The organism is Butyrivibrio sp. YAB3001, from assembly GCF_900112195.1.
GTDB lineage: Bacteria > Bacillota > Clostridia > Lachnospirales > Lachnospiraceae > Butyrivibrio.
This window is the reverse complement of record NZ_FOKR01000006.1, coordinates 83,710-107,163: the sequence shown is the minus strand read 5'-3', so window position 1 is coordinate 107,163 and position 23,454 is coordinate 83,710. Positions and strand designations below refer to the sequence as shown.

Here is a 23,454-nt window from a genome sequence, read left to right as displayed (position 1 = left end):
AATATGAATTTTTTAAATGGGCATCAATCCTGAAGGGTTGGTGCCTATTTTTGTCAATGTTTTTTTCAGCGGAAGTGACGGGGGTAACTCTATTTTCTTCGTATTTATTTTAGTGATATGGTATTATATGATGATGATAAGATAAAAGATAAGATTGGCCACATTAACGGCTGGATTTATAGCGTGAGGATTGTTTTATGATAAAGGAAGTTCACATCGATACTTTGGAAGAGCTCCTTCCTCTTTTGACAGAGCAGGAATACAGAGCCGACCTTGACAGAAACAGAAGCCCTTATGTTTATAGAGGGATGCAGGATGCTTCATTTAAGATGTTTACAAGTCTTAGCAGAAACTGTAAGGGAAGACAAAAACATCTGGAACCTGCGATTCTAGAGAATTTTGCAAAATATGCCATAAATGATGAGCCTTCTATCGGACATTCTGTTTGGAGACAGATGATACTTGGGCAGCATTATGGGCTTCCCACAAGACTTCTTGACTGGACACAGTCTGCGCTTGTTGGACTTAATTTTGCCATGACTGAGGAAAACCTGGAGGAGATGGACAAGCACGACTGCATGGTGTGGCGCATCAATATGTCGGAGATGGTAGATCATCTTCCTGAACCCTACAAGTATGCTGTGAATAAGAAACATTCTACTATTTTTACGGTGGATATGTTAAAAGAACTCACAGGAAACAGTTTAAAACAGTATGACGCTGATATGGGCGATTCATCGATGGTAATAATAGAACCACCCTCACTTAATCAGAGAATAATCAATCAGCACTCATTTTTTGCGGTAGTGCCGATGGGAATAGAGGATATCGAAGGCTTCCTTGACAGAAATACTGAGGATACCGTGAAATATGTGATTGACAAGAATTTGCGTTGGAGAGTAAGGGATATGCTTGATCAGCTCAATATGAGTGAGAGAATCGTATACCCGGGATTGGAAGGACTCTCCAAGTGGATAGCCAGACACTATTATGTCAAATGAATAAATTAAAGCTAGTTACAAATAGGTTTCGTGGGACAACTTTTAAGAGATTGTTGCTTGTGGAGCGAGAACAATAACAGGAGGAGAAAATGCAGGGTTATAACATTTCAAAAGAAAACGTTGAGACAATTCTTGATAAGAAGTTCATAAGAGTTTTTGACCTTCATTATAAGGAGGGAGCGCATTATTTTGACGCAACAAGAAGGCCACTTGACAATCTGGTGGCTGTTAAGAGTGAGGAAGAGTTTAAGACAATGCTTCCGGATGCTGTAAGCTGCGTGGTTATAGTAAATCTTCCGGGAAAAGAGCCGCAGCTTCTTTTATCATATGAGTACAGATATCCGGCAGGGAGGTTTCTTCTTAGCGTTCCGGCAGGACTTATGGATCCATCTGATAAGGATGAAGAAAATCCCATTGCCACAACAGCGATAAGAGAGATACATGAAGAAACAGGAATCGTAGTTGATCAGGGGAGAGATTCAGTATCTGTGATAAATCCGCTTTTATTCAGTACACCGGGGATGACTGATGAAAGCAACGCATTTGCTTTGGTGGTTCTTAATCTCGATAATCTTGATGAGCTTACTCAGGATGGGGCTGAGGGGCAGGAGTGCTTTAATGGCTTTGAGCTTATCGGGCAGGATAAGGCAAGAGAGCTTTTGAAAAAGGGAGTAGATGATAACGGACATTTTTATTCCGTTTATACATGGGGAGCGCTTATGTACTTTGTAAGCGATATGTGGAAATAAAAAATCAGTATGAAAAACAGTTTAGTTGGTAGGAGTAGTTTTTATGAAATATGATGCATTTATAAGTTACAGACATCTAGAGAGGGATATGTTTGTGGCAAAGGGTGTTCACAAAGCCCTTGAAACAGCAAAGATCCCGAAGAGAATTCAAAAAGAGACCGGACGAAAGAAAATAAACAGAGTTTTCAGAGATCAGGAAGAGCTTCCTATCGGAAGTGACCTTGGCAACAATATTGATCTGGCGCTCAGAGAATCAGAGTTTTTGATAGTAATATGTTCACCCAAGACCAAAGAGTCTTACTGGGTTATGAAGGAAATAGATACTTTCATATCTTTACATGGACGTCAGAATGTGCTTGCCGTACTGGTTGAGGGAGAACCCGATGAGTCTTTTCCTTTGCAGCTTTGCGTTGATGAGAATGGAAAACCTGTAGAACCTCTTGCAGCAGATGTAAGGGGCACAACCAAAAAAGAAGTAAAAAGAAAGATCAAATCAGAGACGTTAAGACTTGCAGCTTCAATCATTCATTGCGATTATGATGATCTTAAGCAGCGTCACAAAGAAAGAATCATGCGAAGAAATATGTCCATCGCGGCAGCTGTAGCGGTTCTTGGTGTTTCTTTTGGTGTGTATAATGCCTATAACTTAAAAAGAATAAATGAGAACTATCAGCAAAAACTTATCAATGAATCAAAGGTTTTGGCTGCAACTTCTCTTGATGTACTTGAAAAGGGAGACAGAGAAACCGCTGCAATTATTGCAATGGAAGGACTTCCTGTAAATGGAATTGAAAGGCCGTTTGTATCAGATTCAATGTATGCTCTTGAGCAGGCGCTTGGTTCATATTCAAAGGGGGAAGACTTTGTTCATGACATGCTCCTTAGTCATGACCTTCCAGTAAAATCTATTGAAATGAGTTCTGATGGGAGCAGATTACTAAGCTATGATAATGGTGAAACAATATATTGGTGGGACGTTAATTCCGGAGAGCTTCTCTTTAAGAAAAATGCGGATTATTATGAACGTTCTGTTGAAGAGGTTGTGGCGCTGCAGGAATGTGACGGGAATCTTGTGGCTGTAACCAGCCATTATCTGACAGCTTATTCAATGGACGGAAATAAGGTATTTGATAAGTTCTTTGAAAATAATATCTATAATGCTCAATTTGATTCTGCAAATGAATATGTTGCAGTGTCAACCGGCAGTAAGATAGAGATTTATGAAACAAAGGGCGGAACACTTTCTTATACATACGAAGAAGCTGAAGATGATGTAGGCACAAGCAAGATGTGTTTTAGTGATAATAGCGACTATTTGGCAATTCAGCACTACGATCTGTTTGGCGATAACTGCAGTATTGAATTTGTTAATCTTAAAAATGGAGAGAGTCATTCTATAGCTATACAAAAAGACAGTGTATTGGATATGTTCTATTCACCGGATGGCTATTTTCTTATGGCATCTGCAGATCAGGATGATATCCTTGGCGTAAAAGACTATTTTGTCAATGTCAGGAAAATAGATTATAAGACCGGAGAAGTCATCTGGAGTCAGAAAGTGGAGAGCCCTTATGCCGGAATGCAGAGCGGATATACCCGAATAAGAGCAAGGGAATATGAGGGGGCACAGGGTAAATGTTCAGAAGTGTTTGTATCTACCGGAAAAAGATTGTATAACCTTGATCTTTATACGGGAGAGATTTCCACAACAGTTTCTTTTCCTGATGAAATATACAGATATCTTATAGCTCTTTCATCCAAGTATGTGTTTGTGGGAACTTTTGACGGAAAGTTGTGGCAGGTTGATGGAACTGCCGGTCGCATCAATGAAGATCAGACGATAGATGTTGCAGATTCTCTTTTGGATCTGAGACTTAATTCAGCTCATGTTGTGGCAAGAAGCTACAGGTCTAATGAAGTTACTGTAATGAGTCTTATTTCTGATGAATCTGTTAAGGAGATTGCTGAGCCGGAGCAAAGAGTTTATTCGATGATAGCAAGTCCTGATGAGACAACATACTGTGTCATCGGATGGGACTACGAACAGGATGGATACACTATTATTGATGTTTATGGCACCGATAATGATGAATTAATTAATGAGTGCAAACTAGAAGATATAACAATGCCGAATGCATTCTATCTTGATGATGACACGATTGTTTTCACTGATACGTTCAAGGGTATCTATTTTTATGATGTCAGAACTAATACTGTGGAAAACGTGAAAGCACTTGATATCGATTATAGCGTTGATTATGCTCTTTCTGATGATAAAAAGCATATTCTCGCATATGACATGAAAGATTTGGCGATTGTTGATCTTAGTGAAAAGAAAGTCATTAAGCAGCTTAATATTGATGATGTAATATACTTTGCTGCCGTTACTAATGATTGCTCAAAGGCATTTGCCTATAATTCAAATAAAAGATGTGTTGAGATTGATCTTAATACCGGAGAAATGACGGATATTCTGATTGACTATCTTGCACAGAATATTGTTATAAGTCCTGATGATTCATGTGTTGCCGTTGCCTGCACTGATGGCGTGTTAAGAGTTATGGACAGCAAATCAAAGAAGATTCTCGATGAGTTGCCTTACTTTGGCAAGGATGACAACCTGCTTCAGTTTTCACCGGACGGGGACAAGCTCTTTTTACAGGGAGATGACCTTTACTTTAAAATTTACGACCTTACAAAAAAAGAATTCGTAATGATCACCGATGGACAGCTAAATGATATTAAGAGCGGTTACTACGACGAAAAGAATAACTGTTATGCATTCCGTAACGGCTATGATATGTATGTGGTAGACCTTGCTTCCAACGGATTTATTCACAGCTTGGAATACGGAAGAATTTATCTGCCGGGCAAACAGGAAATTATCTGTGGTTATAACAATGATGTATATAGCTATAAGGTTAAGACCTTAGATGATCTTGTTGAAGGCTTTAAAGAAAAATATGGCGATGCCACTCTTACAAATGAGCAGAGATTGAAATATAAGATAAACTAAGAAAATAAATTTTTGCAATTTTTTTACAGTTTAGTCTAAACTATAAGAATTTTCTGCCGATATAGAGAATGGAGAAACCATAAAGTGTAAAATTTCATATTGTTGTCATTAGAGAATTTTGAGATGATCAGTTTTTCTTAAATAGGGCGTGAAAGCATTTGTCTGATGCAGGGAAGCAAACAAGGCCTTTGTCTTGAGAAATGGAGGGAACCATGAGTAATATTTCTGAAGTAACTGCCAATAACAGCAGCAGCGCTTATGAGGCTATCAAAAATGCCGGTTTTAAAGACAGCACTGTTAAGAATACTAGTTATGGAAAGACCATTGGTAAGGCTAAACTGAGCGATGAAGGAGCAAAGTATTATGAGGAATTAAAAAAGAAATATTCCGATATGGACTTTGTTCTTGTAAGTAAGGATATGAAGGACTATGCCAAGCAGCATGCAAGTTCTTTTGGCAATGCAAATAAGATGGTTGTTCTCATTGATGAAGAAAAAATCGAGAGAATGGCTACAGATGCAGATTTCAGAGCGAAGTATGAAGGCCTTATAGCAAATGCCCAGGCTAAGATACCTGTTCTTAAGTCCATGGCAGAGCAGCAGGGAAATGTAAAGGCAATAGGTATGCAGGTCAATGATAACGGAACTGCCTCCTACTTTGCGGTTATGCAGAAATCTTCTGCGGAGATGAGTGAAAAACTTGCAGCTAAGAGAGCTGCCAAGAAACAGGCTGAAAAAGCTGCGGCAAAGAAGGCTGAAAAGAAAGAAGCACAGGAAGAGCGGCTTGAAAAGCTAAGAGACAAGAATGCTGATAAGAGTTCCGGTGTTAAGGACTGGGATGATATCGAAAACGATGATGATGTTGAGATCATTATGGCCAACTCCATTGAGGAGTTGCAATCCAAGATTGAGGCGTATAATATGAATCTTAGGACTAATAGTGTTCAGACGCCTGAAGAAAAGATGATCGGACAGTCGATTGACATTAAAGGATAGAAGGTCACAGTATGTACAAGGTTGCGATATGTGATGATGAAAAAAGCTCTGCTGCTGAGGCGGCAGAGCTTTTAGAAAAGTATAGAGACGCTCATTCCAGAATTGAGATGAGCGTTGATGTTTTTTATTCATCTTTAGATCTTTTGGAAGCAATAGAAAAAAATGCTTATGACATTTATCTGCTTGATATTTATATAGACAGATTAAATGGAATAGAGATTGCTGAATCAATAAGGAAACGTGATGAGTCCGGTGAGATTATTTTTATGACGTCTTCAAATGCTTTTTACAAAGAAGCATTTAGAATCAATGCGGCTCATTATCTGGAAAAACCTATTCTTGAAGAAGAATTTTTTGATGCCATGGACAGAGTCTGCAAGAAGGAAGACATACGTTTTCTGACCATAAGAGAGAGCGGAGAAGTGAGCAAAATCCCTGTCGATGACATTGTTTATATACAGTCCGATGATCACTATAAGAGAATTGTCACGGATGAAAAGAGCTTTTTTGTCAGAAGCACTATGCAGGCGCTTTTGGATGAGATTAACACTGATTATTTTCATTCTTTGGGGATGAAGACGGTTATCAATCTAAAGAAGGTTCTGAAAATCAACAGTGATACCCTGTCTATGGAGGATGGGACAGAGTTTGCGGTTCCCAGAGGAACATACAGGGCGCTTAGTGAACTTGTTTTGAAGTATGCATTTTAAAAAAGCTTTATTGGTATTGTTTCTTTCTAGACGCAAGAGGTGCTTATGGATAAAAAGACCGTAACTGATGTTGCAGAGAGTAGGAAGATAGTAAACAAGGTGATAATTCCTTTGAGCTTTGTTTTATGGGGACTTCTTACGCATTTATGCGTTTTCTTTGCATTAAACGGCAGTAAGCTGAATTATTCAAGTAACGGAACTGTTTATGTGACTTTCTTTATCTTTCCATTTCTTGTTCTGGGAGCACTCTATGGTTACTATGTTTCCATGATCTCGTTTGTTATTGCATTTGTCATTGTTCTTATCACTGACATGCAGTCTTCTTATAATATGGCCATTTTTATGGTCGCAGCTTTGAGTTTCTCACTTTTTTCCCAATATAGCTTTTTTATGACAAAGAAAAAGACGTTTATCGCAGCAATCGCAGCGCTTATACTTACGTCTGCGATTGAGTATTTATGCTTCACGGTCATCCGTAAAAATGAATATAACCTATCGGAAGTTTTTGATTATGTGCATTATTTTACCAGGGATGCTCTAATAGTTTTTGGAACGGCCGCTTTGATATATCTTTTTATGACGAAAGCTCCGGATATTGTGAAGACTATTTTTCCCTTAGGCGCAGTTTATACAAAAGCTTTTCAGGAGAATAAAGAGTATCAGCGCAATATAAGGAAAACAAGACTTAGCATGAAGATAACTCTTATTATAGTCGGAGTAGAGCTTGTACTTGGAATAGCTGTAGGACTTTTTATGATGGTTCTTTTCCCGGATATTAGAAATATGTTCGTAAATGGAATTGAAAGAAGAGAGAACATTGAAGCACGGATGAGGCAGGAAGAGGGTTCTGATGCTATATTAACTGGTGATACTACAGAAAATCAAGAAGGAATTGAGGCAGTTGACTCAGAAAATTCCGGTACTGCAACGGATGAGATGGTTGCTGAGATCAATAATATCGAGTTTAGATGGGATGAAGCTGCTATCGGTTTTGATTTCAAGATGATTCTTTTGATGCTCTGCGTCGGTGTGCCAATGGCTGCATTTGCTAATTTCTTTACCAAGGTATACATCGGCGGCCCTATCGGTCGGATGTCAGATTTTATGTATGAATTTGCAAATGCAGGTGACGACAAGAAGCTTGAGACAGGAAGAAAAATTGATAAAATGACGGTAAAAACCAATGATGAAATTCAGGTCCTTCATCAGTCAATGGTTACTACTGTTCATTCAATTGAAGAATATATCAACAGGATCAAGGAAGAGCAGGAGCTGGAAAAAGAACTTGAGGTTGCTCAGAAAGCAAGCGAAGCAAAGTCTTCTTTTCTTTCCAATATGTCCCACGAGATCAGGACTCCTATTAACGCTGTTCTTGGTATGAATGAGATGATACTTAGAGAAGCTACGGATGAGCAGATCCTTGAGTATGCAAATAATGTCAAGAGCGCAGGAAATTCGCTGCTTGGAATCATTAACGATATATTGGATTTTAGCAAAATTGAAGCAGGAAAGATGGATATTCTGCCTGTGGAATATCATATTGGTTCCACGATAAACGACCTGATAAACATGGTGGCGTCCAAAGCGGAAGAAAAGGGACTAAAGCTAGAGGTCAATGTTGATGAGAATCTGCCCATAAAACTCATAGGCGATGAGATAAGGATAAAGCAGTGTGTCACAAACGTTCTTTCAAATGCGGTGAAGTACACTGAAACCGGGACTGTTACTCTGGATATTACCTATCGAAAGGAAGATGACGAGAGTGCGTATATAAGATACCGTGTTGTTGACACGGGAATCGGAATAAAAGAAGAAGACCTTAAAAAGCTTTATTCACCGTTTGAGAGGATTGAGGAGATCAGAAATCGTTCCATTGAGGGAACGGGACTTGGAATGAGCATTGTAAAAAAACTTCTGGCGCTTATGGATACAAAACTTGAAGTGTCTAGTGTCTATGGGCAGGGGAGCGATTTTTCTTTTGAAGTAAAGCAGAAGGTCATTTCATGGGAGCCTATCGGCGATTTTAAGAAGAAGTACAAAGAGTATCTTGCCAGTGCAAAGAAGTATAAAGAAAAATTTACAGCGCCTGAGGCAAGGATTCTTGTGGTTGACGATACGCCGATGAATCTTACTGTTGTTAAAGGCCTTTTGAAGGCAACGAAGATAGAGGTTGATACTGCGGAAAGTGGTTTTGAGACAATTGATAAGATTAAAGAAAATAAGTACGACTGCATTTTTATCGACCATAGAATGCCAGAGATGGATGGAATTGAGACGCTCGAAGCGATGAAAAGGCTTGAAGAAAATCTTAATAAGAATGTTCCGTGTATTGCCCTTACGGCTAATGCCGGTTCAACTGCCAGGGATGATTATAAGGCAGCAGGGTTTGACGATTATCTTTCAAAGCCTGTAAACGGCGAGACGATGGAAGAGATGCTTTGTCAATATCTTCCTAAGGAGAAGATTCTTTTTGCGGGAGAAACAGAAAATGGAGATGCAGACGAAGAGACAAATAAAGCTGGTGAAATAATTGATGAAAAAGACAAGGATGTCTTAGAAAGGCTTAAAAATATTGATCTTAAAGAAGCTGAGAAAAATTGCGGTGACAGGGAAGTTCTTTTGAATGTGGTAAAAGAGTTTTATATCGCAATTGATTCGAAGGCTGATAACATTGAAAGATTCGAGCGGGAACAGGATTATAGAAATTATACGGTTGCAGTACATGCTCTTAAGAGTTCGGCGCGTCTTATTGGGGCAATGGAGTTGTCGAGGCAGGCTGAGTTTTTGGAGAAGTGTGGTAATGAAGAGAATGAGGCTGAGATTAAGGATAGGACACCGGCGCTTTTAGAGCTTTATAGACAGTATAAAGAGAATCTTGCGCCTATAAATGAGGATGAGGAAAAAGAAAACCTGCCGCTTATAGCGGTGGATGAGCTTGAAAGTGCATTTTCCGGGATGAAAGAGCTTATAGAAGCCTATGACTTTGACTCGGCAGAAGGAATTTTTGAGATGCTTAAGTCATATAAAATACCGGAGCAGTTTAAAGAAAAATATGATAAGGTAAGGCTTCTGATAGCGGCAGTTGACAGAGAGGGGCTCCTTGAAATTCTGTAATATAATCTGAAAACTCTTAAAATAGCAAGAAAAATGAATATTCTCACAAGGAGTGATTGGTTTGAGAGGCTGATTTGGGCTATAGTTATTCATTGTAAATAACTATAGTCCATTTTTTATTGGAGGGTATGATGAGGAAAAAGAGTTTAATTATCGGGGTGATTGCGCTTTCTCTTTTATGCGGATGCGCAAAAGAAACTTCAGTTGAAACCGTACAGGAAACTGAAGTGGCAGCAGAGGTAGAGAGTTCTGAAAGCACAGAGCAGACTTCGGAAGAAACAAAAGAAGAGCAGGCTTCAGAAACAGAGGCAGCAGCTAAAGAAGAAAGTACAGAAGCTGAATCTGACAAAGCAGAGGATGATGTTGCACTAAAAGATCTTTGCAGTGATTATTTTACTTTGGGAGTTGGTATCAATGGAAGTACATTGGAAAACCAGACTCTCAATATTCCACAGTATATGGACTTATCCAAAAAGCATTTTAACAGCTGCACTATGACAAACTTAATGAAGAGTGGTTATATTCTTGATCAGATGGGATCTCAGGAAAATCTTAAAAATGGCGATGCAAGTCCTGCTCTTTCATTTTATTCTATCGATCCTACACTTGAATGGTGCAAGGAAAATGGCATGAAGATGCGCGGACACACACTGGTATGGCACACACAGGCACCTGAATGGTTCTTTAGAGAAGGCTATAAGGACGATGGAGAATATGTTGACAAAGAGACAATGCTTGCAAGAATGGAAAGCTACATTAAGCAGCTTCTTGAGCATGTTCAGGAAAACTATCCCGGAGTAATCTACTGCTGGGATGTTGTAAATGAAGCAGTTGATCCTGACAGCGCTGATCCTGAGACTGACTTTATGTGCAGAATGAAGCTTGGCGATGCTCCAAATCCATGGTATGAGACAATTGGTCCTGACTATGTTGAGATGGCATTTACTTATGCAAGAAAATATGCTGACAGTGATGTAAAGCTTTTTTACAATGACTACAATACCTATCAGGCACCAAAGACACAGTCCATCTATAATCTTTGCAAAGCGCTCAAGGAAAAAGGACTTATCGATGGAATCGGAATGCAGGGATATTGGGGGATTGATTACCCATCGGAAACCATGATAGAATCTGCTATAAGAAAATTTGCTGAACTTGAGCTTGAAATTCATGTTACAGAGCTTTCAATCGGTGTTGATACGGAAACTGAAGCACAGTTTAATAAACAGGCAGAAAAGTATGGCAAGGTCTTTGAGATGTTCCACAAGCTGGATACACAGGCAGGAGGACCTGCTAACATTACTAATGTGACTGTTTTTGGACTTGTTGATCATTATCGTGAAGGTGATACGACAAATACTCGTCTGTTTGACAAGAATTATGAGCCAAAGCCGGCATTTTACAAAATTAAAGAGGTTATGGAAGGCTATGGAAAAGCTGAGTGAGCAAGTGATTTTTGCGTAGCTTCCAAAGAGGAGAAAAGCGTTTTTTAACGCTTTTCTTTACATAAACCGGAAATAATGGAGGAGAGGTATGATCAACGAGAACTACAAAAGTATGCTTTCAGCTAAATCAGTTATAAGGGAACTTTCTGAATATGCCACAGCAAGAGGCAAAGAAATCGGTTATGAAAATGTATTTGATTTCAGCCTTGGTAACCCCAGTGTTGCTGTTCCGCAGGAATTTACCGATGAAATGATAAGACTCCTTGAAACTGAGGATACTATGACACTTCACGGCTACACGCCAAGCTTGGGAAATCCTTTGTATAAAGAAAATATTGCAAAGTCTCTTAACGAGCGTTTTGGCATGAACTACGGACCTGAGCATATATTCCCGACAACCGGCGCGGCAGGAGCTATTTCACATGCAGTTCGCGCAGTGACAAAGCCCGGGGATGAAGTTCTTACCTTTGCTCCTTATTTCCCTGAATATGGACCATATATCACGGGAGCAGGACTCAAACTCAGTGTTGTTCCTGCTGATCCAAGTTCTTTTCAGATAAACTTCGATAAGTTCCTGGAGATGCTTAATAAAGATGTGATGGCAGTTCTTATCAATACGCCAAATAATCCTTCAGGAGTTGCTTATTCTACAGAGACTTTAAAGAGACTTTCAGAAGTTTTGACAGCTAAGTCAGAAGAATATGGCCATACTATTTATCTTCTCTCAGATGAGCCATACAGAGAAATTGTATTTGCAGGAGCGGATGCGCCATATGTTTCCAAGTTCTATCCTCATACGCTTAGCTGCTATTCTTTCTCCAAATCTTTATCTTTACCCGGAGAAAGAATCGGATATGTAGCGGTTAATCCTGCCTGTGAGGGCGCAGAATTCATAGTTCCTATGTGCGGACAGATCTCAAGAGGAACAGGGCACAACTGTCCTCCTTCAATAATTCAGCAGGCTGTTGCAAAGGTTTGCTCTCTTACTGCTGATCTTTCTGTATATGAAACTAATATGAATATAATTTACGATACCCTGGTTGAACTTGGATTTACAGTTGTTAAACCCGGCGGAACATTCTATATTATGCCTAAGGCTTTGGAAGAGAGTTCAATAGAATTCTGCAAAAAAGCTAAGGACTATGATCTTATCTTTGTCCCTGCCGATGGTTTTGGAGCACCCGGCTTCTTCAGAATGGCTTATTGCATTGATACAGAAAAAGTTCAGCGTGCAATGGGCAGACTTAGGGAGTTTGTAAAAGAGGTGTACAAAAAAACCGCTTGATTAACGGATTAATTATGCCTTTTTAATCAAGAATGCGTTGACAATGCGGATTAATAAGAGTAAACTCTATTTCGTAAATTACTTTATTGTTTTAATGAGCTACATAAATCAATTGTGATTTTATTTTGAGGAGGAGAAAGAAAAATGGCCGAGAAAAAGAAGACAGAAGCAGTTGTTAAGCCTGTTGTTGCTGAGAAAGCACCTGTAGCTTCTGAGGCTAAGAAGGCAGATGCTCCTAAGAAGGCACCTGTTAAAAAGGCAGAAGAACCTGCAGCAAAGAAGTCACCTGCAAAGAAGGCTGCACCTAAGAAGGAAGAAAAGGAAGTAGCTAAGAAGGAAACTAAGACTGCAACAAAGAAGGCACCTGCTAAGAAGGAAGAGAGCGCAGCTGTTAAGACAAATATTGTTCTTCAGTTTGCAGATAAGAGTGTTACATATGATACACTTTTAGAGAACGCTCAGAATGTATGTCAGTATGATATGGGTAAGAATCCTGCTGATGTTAAGAAGCTTGATCTCTATGTAAAACCTGAAGAGAATACAGTTTACTTTGTAGTAAATGATGAAGAGAATGGAAGCTATTCATTATAATCCGTTGTCTAAGTTTTTAAATCTAATATGAAAAAATGCAATGCCCTGGCCAAAGGGAGTTTTATTTCTTTGGTCAGGGCATTTTATTGAATAGGAAATTACTATTAATACATATTTTATAAAATGTAAGGTTGACATGAGATGTTTAGAGTGATATTTTATGTTACAGAAGATATTAGCACTCGATTTGAGTGAGTGCTAACACTTCAAAAACACCATTCCAATGAATTTAACCGGTGAATACAGAGGAAGGGCTTTATGGAGTTAGACGAGAGAAAAAGAAAAATACTTCATGCTATAGTTAAGAATTACCTGGAAACAGGTGAGCCTGTAGGAAGCAGAACAATTTCCAAGTACACAGATCTTAATCTTAGTTCAGCAACAATCAGAAATGAGATGGCAGACCTTGAGGAAATGGGACTTATATTACAGCCACATACCTCAGCAGGACGTATCCCTTCAGATCAGGGCTACAGAGTATATGTGGACGAAATGCTTCGTGATAAAGAGCAGGAAGTTGAGAATATGAAGGAAATGCTTCTTGATAAAGAAGAGAAGCTTGAGAATCTGCTTAAGCAGGTGGCTAAGACTCTTGCGGTTGATACAAACTATGCAACTATGATATCAGCTCCGCAGATCAGGAAGAACAAACTCAAATTCATACAGATATCCAAGGTGGATAACGAACATCTTCTGGCGACGATTGTTATTGAAGGGAATGTAATAAAGAATAAGATCATTCCTGTAGATGAAGTTTTGGATGATGCAACGATGCTCAAGCTGAACATCCTGATGAATACAAGACTGGATGGGCTTGCAGTTGAAGATATAAATCTTGGTCTCATTGCAGCAGTTAAGCAGGAGGCAGGAATCCACAGTGAGATCATAGGAAATGTGATCGATGCGGCAGCAGAATCAATTACAGCCGATGAAGATTTACAGATTTATACAAGCGGTACGATGAACATTTTTAAGTATCCTGAGCTTACAGATAGCAGTAAGGCGAGTGAGCTTATCAGTACCTTTGAAGATACGAAAGATCTTTCAAGTATTGTAGAAGATACGCTTTCAGCTGACGGTGAGCAGACCGGAATTCAGGTCTACATCGGAAATGAAACTCCGGTTCAGGCTATGAAGGATTGCAGTGTTGTAACAGCAACCTATGAGCTTGGAGATGGAATGAAGGGTACGGTTGGTATCATCGGACCTAAGAGAATGGACTATGACAAGGTTATTACAACTTTAAAGAATATGAGACATGCGCTTGATGATCTTTATAAAAAAGGATAGCGCATAAGTAATGTATTTAGGCAGGAGGCATAAGTTTTGAGTAATACAGATAAGAAGACGGTTAGTGAGAAAGATAAAGAGGTTCTTGAGAATATAATGGAAGAACTTGAACAGGAAGCTAAGGAAAAGGCTGAAGAGAACGCTGAGAAGAAAGAAGCGGAGGCTGATGTTCAGGCAGAGGAAGAAAAAACTGAAGAAGCTGCAGAAAATGCAGAGGCTAAGGATACTTCCGAAGATGAACAGAGCGAAGAAAACTCTGATGACCAGAAAGAGTCCAAGAAGAAACCATTTTTTGCCAAGAAAGATAAGAAAGACCCTCTTAAAGAAAAAGTTGATGAACTCAATGACCGTGTAATGAGACAGATGGCTGAGTTTGATAACTACAGAAAGAGAACAGACAAGGAAAAGGCTCAGATGTTTGAACAGGGACAGAGCAGTATCCTTGAGAAGCTCCTTCCGGTTATAGATAATTTTGAAAGAGGCCTGGCAGCAGTTCCTGAAGCAGAAAAAGATGGAGCTTTTGCAGATGGCATGAACAAGATTTACAAACAGCTGATAACTGAAATGGAAAATCTTGGCGTAACCCCGATTGAAGCTGTGGGAAAAGAATTTGATCCTAACCTTCACAATGCAGTAATGCAGGTTGAAAGTGGCGATTATGAAGAAGGAATCATTGCACAGGAACTTCAAAAGGGATATAAATTCCACGATACTGTACTAAGACATAGTATGGTAGCTGTTGCAAAATAATAGATATAGAGTTTAAGTATTTAATGTTAATTTGAAAGATTAATGGAGGAAAATAAAATGAGTAAGATTATTGGTATCGACTTAGGTACAACTAATAGCTGCGTAGCAGTTATGGAAGGTGGTAAGCCCACTGTTATCGCTAATGCAGAAGGTGCAAGAACAACACCTTCAATCGTTGCTTTTACAAAGAATGGTGAGAGAATAGTTGGTGAACCTGCTAAGCGTCAGGCTGTAACAAATGCAGACAATACTATCTCTTCAATCAAGAGAGATATGGGTACAGATCGCGGCCGTACAATCGACGGCAAGAAATATTCACCTCAGCAGATTTCTGCTATGATCCTTCAGAAGCTTAAGGCTGATGCAGAGCAGTATCTTGGTGAAAAGGTTTCAGAGGCAGTTATCACTGTTCCTGCTTACTTCAATGATGCACAGCGTCAGGCAACAAAGGATGCAGGTAAGATTGCAGGTCTTGAGGTAAAGAGAATTATCAACGAGCCTACAGCAGCAGCTCTTGCATATGGACTTGATAACGAAAAAGAGCAGAAGATCATGGTTTATGACCTTGGTGGTGGTACATTCGATGTATCAATCATTGAGATTGGTGACGGTGTTATCGAAGTTCTTTCAACAAACGGTGATACACACCTTGGTGGTGATGACTTCGACCAGGCTATCATTAACTGGATGGTTCAGGATTTCAAGAACAAAGAAGGCGTAGATCTTTCAGGCGATAAGATGGCTATGCAGAGACTTAAGGAAGCTGCAGAGAAGGCTAAGAAGGAACTTTCTTCTTCTACAACAACTAACATCAACCTTCCTTTCATATCAGCAGGAGCTGATGGCCCTAAGCACTTCGATGTTGACCTTACAAGAGCTAAGTTTGAAGAGCTTATCCATGACCTTGTAGAGAGAACAGCAATCCCTGTTCAGAATGCTATGAAGGATGCAGGCCTTACAAATTCAGATATCGGCAAGGTTCTCCTTGTTGGTGGTTCAACACGTGTTCCTTGCGTAGTTGAAAAGGTTAAACAGCTTACAGGACATGAGCCTTCAAAGAACCTTAACCCTGATGAGTGCGTAGCTATCGGTGCTTCTATCCAGGGTGGTAAGCTTGCAGGAGATGCAGGCGCAGGTGACATCCTTCTTCTTGATGTAACACCTCTTTCACTTTCAATCGAGACAATGGGTGGTGTTGCTACAAGACTTATCGAGCGTAACACAACAATCCCTACAAAGAAGAGCCAGGTATTCTCAACAGCTGCAGATAATCAGACAGCAGTAGATATCAATGTCCTTCAGGGTGAGAGACAGTTCGCCAAGGATAACAAGTCACTTGGACAGTTCAGACTTGATGGAATCCCTCCAGCAATGAGAGGAGTACCTCAGATCGAAGTTACATTCGATATTGATGCAAATGGTATTGTTAATGTTTCTGCTAAGGACCTTGGAACAGGTAAGGAACAGCACATTACAATCACAGCTGGTTCTAACATGTCAGATGAGGATATCGATAAGGCTGTAAAAGAGGCTCAGGAGTATGAGGCTCAGGATAAGAAGCGTAAAGAAGGAATTGATGCAAGAAACGATGCAGATGCATTTGTATTCCAGACAGAAAAAGCTCTTCAGGAAGTTGGAGATAAGATTGACGCTTCTCAGAAACAGACTGTTGAAGATGATATCAAAGCTCTTAAAGAAACACTTGAGCAGACAAAGGACAAGGAACTTTCAGATAGCGAGATAGATTCACTTAAGAGCCAGAAAGAAAAGCTTATGAACGACGCTCAGGCACTCTTTGCAAAGATGTATGAGAATGTTCAGGGCGCAGCAGGCCAGGGACCTAACATGGGTGCCGGCGCAGGTCCTGATATGGGCGGTGCTTCTGCAGGAAGCTCATCAAATAACGACGACGTAGTAGATGGTGACTACAGAGAAGTTTAATATTGAAATGAAATAAAGCAGTGTTATAATTGGATAGCCAGACGATTTATTTCGCCTGGCTATTCAGAGCATATAACTATTACAGGAAATATTAGTTGATAGTTTTAAAGGAGTATTATGGCTGAACAGAAGCGCGATTATTATGAAGTCCTTGGTGTCAGCAAAGGCGCCAGCGAGGATGAGATAAAAAAAGCATACAGGGTGCTTGCTAAGAAATACCATCCGGATATGAACCCAGGCGATCAGTCTGCTGCAGATAAATTTAAGGAGGCATCTGAAGCATATGCAGTCTTGAGTGATCCTGAGAAGAGACGTCAGTATGATCAATTTGGTCATGCAGCATTTGATGGTGGTGCCGGTGGATTTGGCGGCGGATTTGACTTTAACGGAGCTGATTTTGGCGACATCTTTGGTGATATCTTTGGAGACTTTTTCGGTGGCGGAAGATCAAGAGGCGGCGCAAGGACAGGCCCTTCAAAGGGAGCTAACTTAAGAGCCAGTGTTAGAATTACATTTCTTGAAGCTGTTTTTGGCTGTGAGAAGGAACTTGAGCTTACAATCAAAGATCCATGCCCTACCTGTCACGGAACAGGTGCTAAGCCCGGTACATCTGCTCAGACATGTACTAAGTGTGGTGGTAAAGGTCAGATTGTTTATACACAGCAGTCTTTCTTTGGCACTGTGAGAAATGTGCAGACTTGTCCGGAATGTGGCGGAACAGGTAAGGTTATCAAGGATAAATGTACTGATTGCCATGGTACAGGATATATTGCCAGCAGAAAGAAGATAAAAGTTACAATTCCTGCAGGTATAGATAATGGCCAGAGCGTAAGAATAAGAGATAAGGGTGAACCCGGTGTCAATGGTGGACCAAGAGGAGATCTTTTGGTAGAAGTTATTGTTTCAGATCATCCTATATTCCAGAGAGAAGGATATGACATCTATTCTGTAGTGCCTATGTCATTTGCAATTGCTACTCTAGGTGGAACAGTAATCATTGATACAGTTGACGGTAAGGTTGCTTATGATGTTAAGCCCGGAACTCAGACAGATACAAGAGTAAGACTTCGTGGTAAAGGTGTTCCTTCACTTAGGGATAAGGATACTAGAGGTGATCATTACGTAACACTTGTTGTTCAGATTCCTGAGAAGATTTCCAAGGAAGCAAAAGAGCTTCTTAAGCAGTTTGATGAGAAGACAGGTGATTCTTTGGGAGCTGCTGACAGAGTGCTTGGAAATGATGATAAAGGGCCTAACGATGGCGGCGGAAAGAAGAAAAAGTCATTCTGGAAATGAAAATAAGTAAACATGATGCCAAGATGAAATGAATTTGTTTTATCTGCGCTGTTACCTGTAAATATTTAAATCGAAGGAGGGTCTCCTTTATACGCTGTTCGTTGCAGCTGACCATCCTTCGATTTTTCTGTTTTGAAAGAGATAATAAGTTTACTGTTTATGCAGAAATGATTTAAGATATTAAGCAAATTATTATAAAATTACTCTTTTTTAATTAGCATATTGACTTTATATGTGATATACTTCCTTCGCTAGAAATGTTTTTTGTTGTGAATATGAGGACGATAATATGAAGTGGATGAGATTTAGAGTCAGAACCAACGAGGAATCAGAAGATATTATTGTAAGTTATTTAGAAGATATAGGACTTGAGGGAGCACAGATTGAAGATAATGCTCCACTTTCTGCAGCGGATAAAGAGCAGATGTTTATTGATGCGCCAGAGCTTGAGCCTGATGAGAAGGATACAGGTATAGATAGTGGAGTAGCATATCTTAATTTCTTTCTGGAAATTGATGATGAGAACATGCTTACTGTAGAACTTCCAGGTGAAGATGGAGAAAATATTAAAGTCAGGAAGACGCCGGAAGAAATACAGCTTGAGATAAAAGAAAAGCTTGATGAACTTAGAAGCTTTTCTGATATAGGTGATGGAACAATTTCAGTTGACGTCACTGAAGATATAGATTGGATAAATAACTGGAAACAGTACTTTCATAAGTTTTATATAGATGACATTCTTGTTATTCCTTCATGGGAAAAGGAAAGCAAAGAGGATGAGGCTAAAGCTGAGATGGTTCTTCATATTGATCCCGGCACAGCTTTTGGCACAGGAATGCATGAGACTACGCAGCTTTGCATTAGAATGCTTAAAAAATATGTGAATTCAGACACTGAGCTTTTGGATGTTGGAACAGGAAGCGGAGTTCTTTCTATCCTTGCGCTGATGTTTGGCGCGAAGCATGCTGTTGGCACTGACCTTGATAAGTGCGCGGTTCCAGCTGTCAAAGAAAATATGGAGAATAACGGTATTTCTACTGATAAGTTCGAAATGATGATCGGGAATATCATAGACGATAAATCTGTTCAGGATAAAGTTGGATATGATAAATATGATATCGTTGTGGCAAATATTCTTGCAAATGTATTGGTTCCGCTTACACCTGTAATTTTGAATCAGCTTAAAAAAGGCGGAATCTATATTACATCCGGAATTATCAATACCAAGGAAGAAGAAGTTAAAAAGGCACATCTTGATGCTGGACTTGAAATACTGGAGATTCATCATCAGGGCGACTGGGTATCCATTACTTCGAGGAAAAACTGATGTATCATTTTTTTGTGGATAATTCGCAGATATCTGCGGATTATAAGAACGTTGAGATTGTAGGGGATGACTATAATCATATTGTGAATGTTCTTCGCATGAAAAGGGGAGAACAGTTTTCTGTCAGCATACGTGACGATGCTGATGGGAAGGAAATCTTTTATGAGATAGAAGATATTGGTGATAGCGCAGTTACGGGCAAACTTTGTTTTATCGAAGAGTTTGGAAATGAACTGCCTTCGAAGATATATCTTTTCCAGGGACTTCCTAAAGTTGATAAAATGGAGCTTATTATTCAAAAGGCAGTTGAGCTAGGGGCATTTCAGATAATACCGATGGCGACCAAGAGATGTGTTGTTAAGCTCGATGAAAAGAAGGCTCCGGCAAAAGTAAAACGCTGGCAGGCTATATCAGAAGCTGCCGCTAAGCAGAGTAAGCGTGCTATCATTCCTGAGGTTACTATGCCTATGACTATGAAGCAGGCAGTTGAATTTGCAAAGGATATGGAAGTTAAGATCATTCCGTATGAAAATGCAAAGGGGATGGAAGCAACAAAAGAGATCATAGAAAACATAAAGCCGGGGCAGAGAATTGCTGTTTTTATAGGACCGGAAGGCGGATTTTCGGAACAGGAAATCGAGCTTTGCAATGAAAATGGTATAAAGCCGATTACTCTTGGAAAGAGAATCCTAAGGACAGAGACAGCAGGCTTTACGATTATTTCGTGGCTTATGTATCATTTGGAATTGTTATGATTTTTCATATGTTACGTGGGATTGCGAGAATGAATTGTGCAGAACAATACGTGACATCATATTTGATATGTAGATTATTATTTTTTAGGTGGATGAAGTGGAAGCATATTTAGATAACTCAGCAACAACCAGGGCATTTGATGAGGTTGCAAAGGCAGTTGCTGATACAATGACTTTAGAATACGGAAATGCATCAAGTGTGCATCATATGGGCACAATTTCTGCTGACAGAATAGCAGATGCCAGGGAAATTATTGCAGATACATTAAAAGTTGACCCGCAGGAGATTCTTTTTACATCAGGTGGAACAGAATCAGATAATCTTGCTATTATCGGAGTTGCGAGAGCGAACAAATGGCGTGGAAAACATATAATAACAACTGCTATTGAACATCCTGCAATACTGGAGTCTGTGGGATATTTACAGAAGGACGGCTTTGAAGTGACACTTCTTCCTGTGGATAATCAGGGAATTGTGGATATTAATGAGCTTAAGGCAGCTATCAGACCTGATACTATCCTAGTTTCTATGATGCTTGTAAATAATGAAATAGGTGCAATTGAACCTGTTGAAGAAGCGGGAAAGATTATAAAGGCAATGAATCCTGATACCTATTTCCATGTAGACGCTGTTCAGGGTTACGGCAAGGTTTTAATAAGACCGAGAACTATGAATATTGATCTTTTGTCGGTGAGTGGACATAAGATACATGGACCTAAAGGAATCGGATTTTTATATATTAAAAAGGGCACAAAGATTGTTCCTATCTGTTATGGTGGTGGACAGCAGAAGGGAATGCGCTCAGGAACAGAAAATGTTCCCGGTATTGTTGGACTTTCTGTTGCTGCTAAAAAGTGTTATGAAGACTTTGACAATCATATCAGAGATTTATATAATCTGAAAAAGTATCTTGTGGATTCTTTAAACGAGCGTCTGACTGATATAAAGATAAATGGACCTGAATGTGAAAAGGGAGCGCCACATATTGTTAGCCTCTCTATAAAAGGACTTGCCGCTGAAACCGTGCTTAATATGCTTAGCAGCAAAGGGATATATGTTTCTGCCGGAAGTGCCTGCACATCAAATAATCCGCATGTGTCTGACACGCTTAAGGCAATAGGACTTGATAAGAGTCTTTTGGAATCTACTATAAGGATAAGCATGTCATTTTTGACAACCAGGGAAGAAATAGATTATCTTTTGGATACACTTTGCGCACAGGTTGATACAATGAGGAAATTCTATCATCATTGATTTTGGGTAGTGCAGGACCGGAAAATAAATGAGTTACTAGCTACGACGATTGACGACAACGAATCAAATATACAAATTGATAGTATGGTCCAGTTTATTTTAGAGTGAGTAGTTATTATTATATTTTTGGCGTCTATAGTTGAAAGGGGTATATATGCAGTATCATGCTTTTATAATTAAATATGCAGAAATCGGAGTTAAAGGAAAAAACAGATATATATTCGAGGAAGCTTTGGTCAGACAGATAGAGAGAGTGCTTTCAAAGTGCGACGGAACCTTTAAGGTGTCCAGAGTTGCAGGAAGAATATATATTGAGGCAGAGGGCTTTGACTTCAATGAAACTGTGGATAAACTTGGCACTGTATTTGGAATTACCGGAATATGCCCTGCAGTGACAATTAACAGGGATGGAGATAATCACCTTCCTGATATAGATGGCGTGGCAAAGGCAGTAATAGACTTTATTGACGGAGTATATCCTGATAAGCACAAGACCTTTAAAGTCAAAGTTAGAAGAGTAGATAAGAGCTATCCTTTTGATTCGATGGAAATGGCTGCAGAACTTGGAGCGAGGATTTTGGATGCCTTTGATGAAATGAAGGTGGATGTACATAATCCTGAGATTCTGCTAAATGTTGAACTTAGAGAAAAGCTTAATATCTTCTCTGAGATTATACCGGGACCAGGCGGAATGCCGATTGGAACAGCGGGTAAGGCAATGCTTTTGTTATCAGGCGGAATAGATTCTCCTGTTGCCGGATATATGGTTGCTAAAAGAGGTGTGGATATTGAGGCTGTTTATTTTAATGCGCCGCCATATACTAGCGAAAAGGCAAAGCAGAAGGTAGTTGATCTTGCAAAAGTAATTTCAAAGTACACTGGCCATGTAAAGCTTCACGTAATCAACTTTACGGATATTCAAATGTACATATATGAGAAGTGTCCACATGATGAGCTTACGATAATTATGAGACGTTACATGATGAAGATAGCGGATAAGCTCGCAGGGGATGCAGGATGCATGGGACTTATTACCGGGGAAAGCATTGGTCAGGTGGCTTCACAGACTATGCAGAGCCTTATGTGCACAGGAGAAGTGGTTACAGATATGCCTGTCTACAGACCTCTTATAGCTTTTGATAAGCAGGATATAGTTGACGTTTCGGTTAAAATTGATGCTTATGAGACATCTATTTTACCTTATGAGGATTGCTGTACTATTTTCGTTGCTAAACATCCTGTAACAAAGCCAAGACTTGATATAATCAAAAAGCATGAGGAACTGCTTAGCGAAAAGATTGACGAGCTTGTTCAGACAGCGCTTGATACAGACGAGATCATCGAGGTTTGATATAGATTTAAAGTGTTTTTAAATCTGAGCATAAAAAGACCATCTTAATCAAGAAAATTAAGATGGTCTATAATAATCTTTTTGATGGATCTAATCCTTAAGATTAGATCATGTAAGGCTTTAATACTTCAACAACCTCATCTGCGCCGTCTTCTGCATGGATATTGAGATCGATTGGCTTAGAGAGATCCAATGAGAAAATACCCATAATAGACTTAGCATCGATAACGTATCTTCCTGAAACGAGATCGAAATCATAATCAAACTTCGTAATATCGTTTACAAAAGATTTAACCTTATCGATAGAATTTAAAGAAATTTTAACGGTCTTCATTGGTCAAATACCTCCTTCTTTTCTTTATAGTAAACGTAGAAAAGGTAAAAGTCAATGACCTATGGAGCAAAATATTAATCAGGTAAAGATAGCGCAAGTTGTTCTAAAAGAACTAAAGTTAACGGATAATCGAAAATTATTTGTGAATTAATTACAAAGTAAAATAATTGTAACGGCAATATAGCAAAGAAAACGAATATTTTTTATTAAATATTTAATTAAATGAATAGGAAATATGAGCGATATGCC

At 39.3% G+C, this 23,454-nt stretch carries 18 protein-coding genes; 17 read left to right on the top strand and 1 reads right to left on the bottom strand.

The genetic code is table 11. The features are described from left to right. The first annotated feature begins 197 nt into the window (after positions 1-197). The 17 genes from BM086_RS08475 (at position 198) to thiI (ending at position 22,871) form a co-directional block, all read left to right on the top strand. Positions 198-1,001: an FRG domain-containing protein gene (locus BM086_RS08475; protein WP_092325587.1), complete on the top strand. Its 804-nt coding sequence runs from the start codon at positions 198-200 to the stop codon at positions 999-1,001. Positions 1,002-1,090: 89 nt separating this feature from the next. Next, positions 1,091-1,750: an NUDIX hydrolase gene (locus BM086_RS08470; RefSeq protein ID WP_092325586.1), complete on the top strand. Its 660-nt coding sequence runs from the start codon at positions 1,091-1,093 to the stop codon at positions 1,748-1,750. A 43-nt stretch (positions 1,751-1,793) separates the two neighbouring features. After that, the gene (locus BM086_RS08465; protein WP_092325585.1) at positions 1,794-4,766 is read left to right on the top strand and encodes a toll/interleukin-1 receptor domain-containing protein; all 2,973 of its coding nucleotides are present in this window, start codon (positions 1,794-1,796) and stop codon (positions 4,764-4,766) included. A gap of 212 nt (positions 4,767-4,978) precedes the next feature. After that, positions 4,979-5,761, top strand: coding sequence for a DUF6033 family protein (locus BM086_RS08460; protein ID WP_242952154.1), 783 nt, complete (start codon positions 4,979-4,981; stop codon positions 5,759-5,761). Positions 5,762-5,772: 11 nt separating this feature from the next. After that, a complete protein-coding gene (locus BM086_RS08455) occupies positions 5,773-6,471 on the top strand; it encodes a LytR/AlgR family response regulator transcription factor (protein ID WP_092325583.1) in 699 nt (232 codons plus the stop codon). Positions 6,472-6,516: 45 nt separating this feature from the next. Beyond that, on the top strand, positions 6,517-9,585 hold the full coding sequence (locus tag BM086_RS08450; RefSeq protein ID WP_092325582.1) for a response regulator: 3,069 nt from the start codon (positions 6,517-6,519) through the stop codon (positions 9,583-9,585). Between the two features lie 131 nt (positions 9,586-9,716). After that, a complete protein-coding gene (locus BM086_RS08445) occupies positions 9,717-11,030 on the top strand; it encodes an endo-1,4-beta-xylanase (protein ID WP_175560169.1) in 1,314 nt (437 codons plus the stop codon). 88 nt (positions 11,031-11,118) lie between these two features. Beyond that, positions 11,119-12,315 (top strand): pyridoxal phosphate-dependent aminotransferase, encoded by a 1,197-nt coding sequence (locus BM086_RS08440; protein WP_092325580.1) that lies wholly within the window; start codon positions 11,119-11,121, stop codon positions 12,313-12,315. 144 nt (positions 12,316-12,459) lie between these two features. Beyond that, a complete protein-coding gene (locus BM086_RS08435; RefSeq protein ID WP_092325579.1) occupies positions 12,460-12,906 on the top strand; it encodes a DUF6465 family protein in 447 nt (148 codons plus the stop codon). A gap of 258 nt (positions 12,907-13,164) precedes the next feature. Beyond that, positions 13,165-14,196: a heat-inducible transcriptional repressor HrcA gene (gene hrcA / locus BM086_RS08430; RefSeq protein ID WP_092325578.1), complete on the top strand. Its 1,032-nt coding sequence runs from the start codon at positions 13,165-13,167 to the stop codon at positions 14,194-14,196. A 36-nt stretch (positions 14,197-14,232) separates the two neighbouring features. After that, positions 14,233-14,946, top strand: a complete 714-nt coding sequence (gene grpE / locus BM086_RS08425) for a nucleotide exchange factor GrpE (RefSeq protein WP_092325577.1) — start codon at positions 14,233-14,235, stop codon at positions 14,944-14,946. A gap of 57 nt (positions 14,947-15,003) precedes the next feature. Beyond that, on the top strand, positions 15,004-16,887 hold the full coding sequence (gene dnaK / locus BM086_RS08420; RefSeq protein ID WP_092325576.1) for a molecular chaperone DnaK: 1,884 nt from the start codon (positions 15,004-15,006) through the stop codon (positions 16,885-16,887). A 117-nt stretch (positions 16,888-17,004) separates the two neighbouring features. Further along, positions 17,005-18,183 carry a molecular chaperone DnaJ gene (dnaJ, locus tag BM086_RS08415; RefSeq protein WP_092325575.1) on the top strand — a complete coding sequence of 393 codons (1,179 nt, stop codon included), beginning with the start codon at positions 17,005-17,007 and terminating at the stop codon, positions 18,181-18,183. Positions 18,184-18,472: 289 nt separating this feature from the next. Further along, complete coding sequence (prmA, locus tag BM086_RS08410) at positions 18,473-19,510, top strand: 50S ribosomal protein L11 methyltransferase (protein WP_092325574.1); 1,038 nt, start codon at positions 18,473-18,475, stop codon at positions 19,508-19,510. Continuing rightward, positions 19,510-20,265 carry an RsmE family RNA methyltransferase gene (locus BM086_RS08405; protein ID WP_092325573.1) on the top strand — a complete coding sequence of 252 codons (756 nt, stop codon included), beginning with the start codon at positions 19,510-19,512 and terminating at the stop codon, positions 20,263-20,265. Before prmA ends, BM086_RS08405 begins: the two co-directional genes overlap by 1 nt. Positions 20,266-20,362: 97 nt before the next feature. Beyond that, the gene (locus BM086_RS08400) at positions 20,363-21,520 is read left to right on the top strand and encodes a cysteine desulfurase family protein (protein ID WP_092325572.1); all 1,158 of its coding nucleotides are present in this window, start codon (positions 20,363-20,365) and stop codon (positions 21,518-21,520) included. 154 nt (positions 21,521-21,674) lie between these two features. After that, positions 21,675-22,871 (top strand): tRNA uracil 4-sulfurtransferase ThiI, encoded by a 1,197-nt coding sequence (gene thiI, locus BM086_RS08395; RefSeq protein WP_092325571.1) that lies wholly within the window; start codon positions 21,675-21,677, stop codon positions 22,869-22,871. Between the two features lie 103 nt (positions 22,872-22,974). On the opposite strand, the gene BM086_RS08390 is transcribed toward thiI, so the two are convergent. After that, positions 22,975-23,205 carry an HPr family phosphocarrier protein gene (locus BM086_RS08390; RefSeq protein WP_092325570.1) on the bottom strand — a complete coding sequence of 77 codons (231 nt, stop codon included), beginning with the start codon at positions 23,203-23,205 and terminating at the stop codon, positions 22,975-22,977. Between the last annotated feature and the right edge of the window lie 249 nt (positions 23,206-23,454).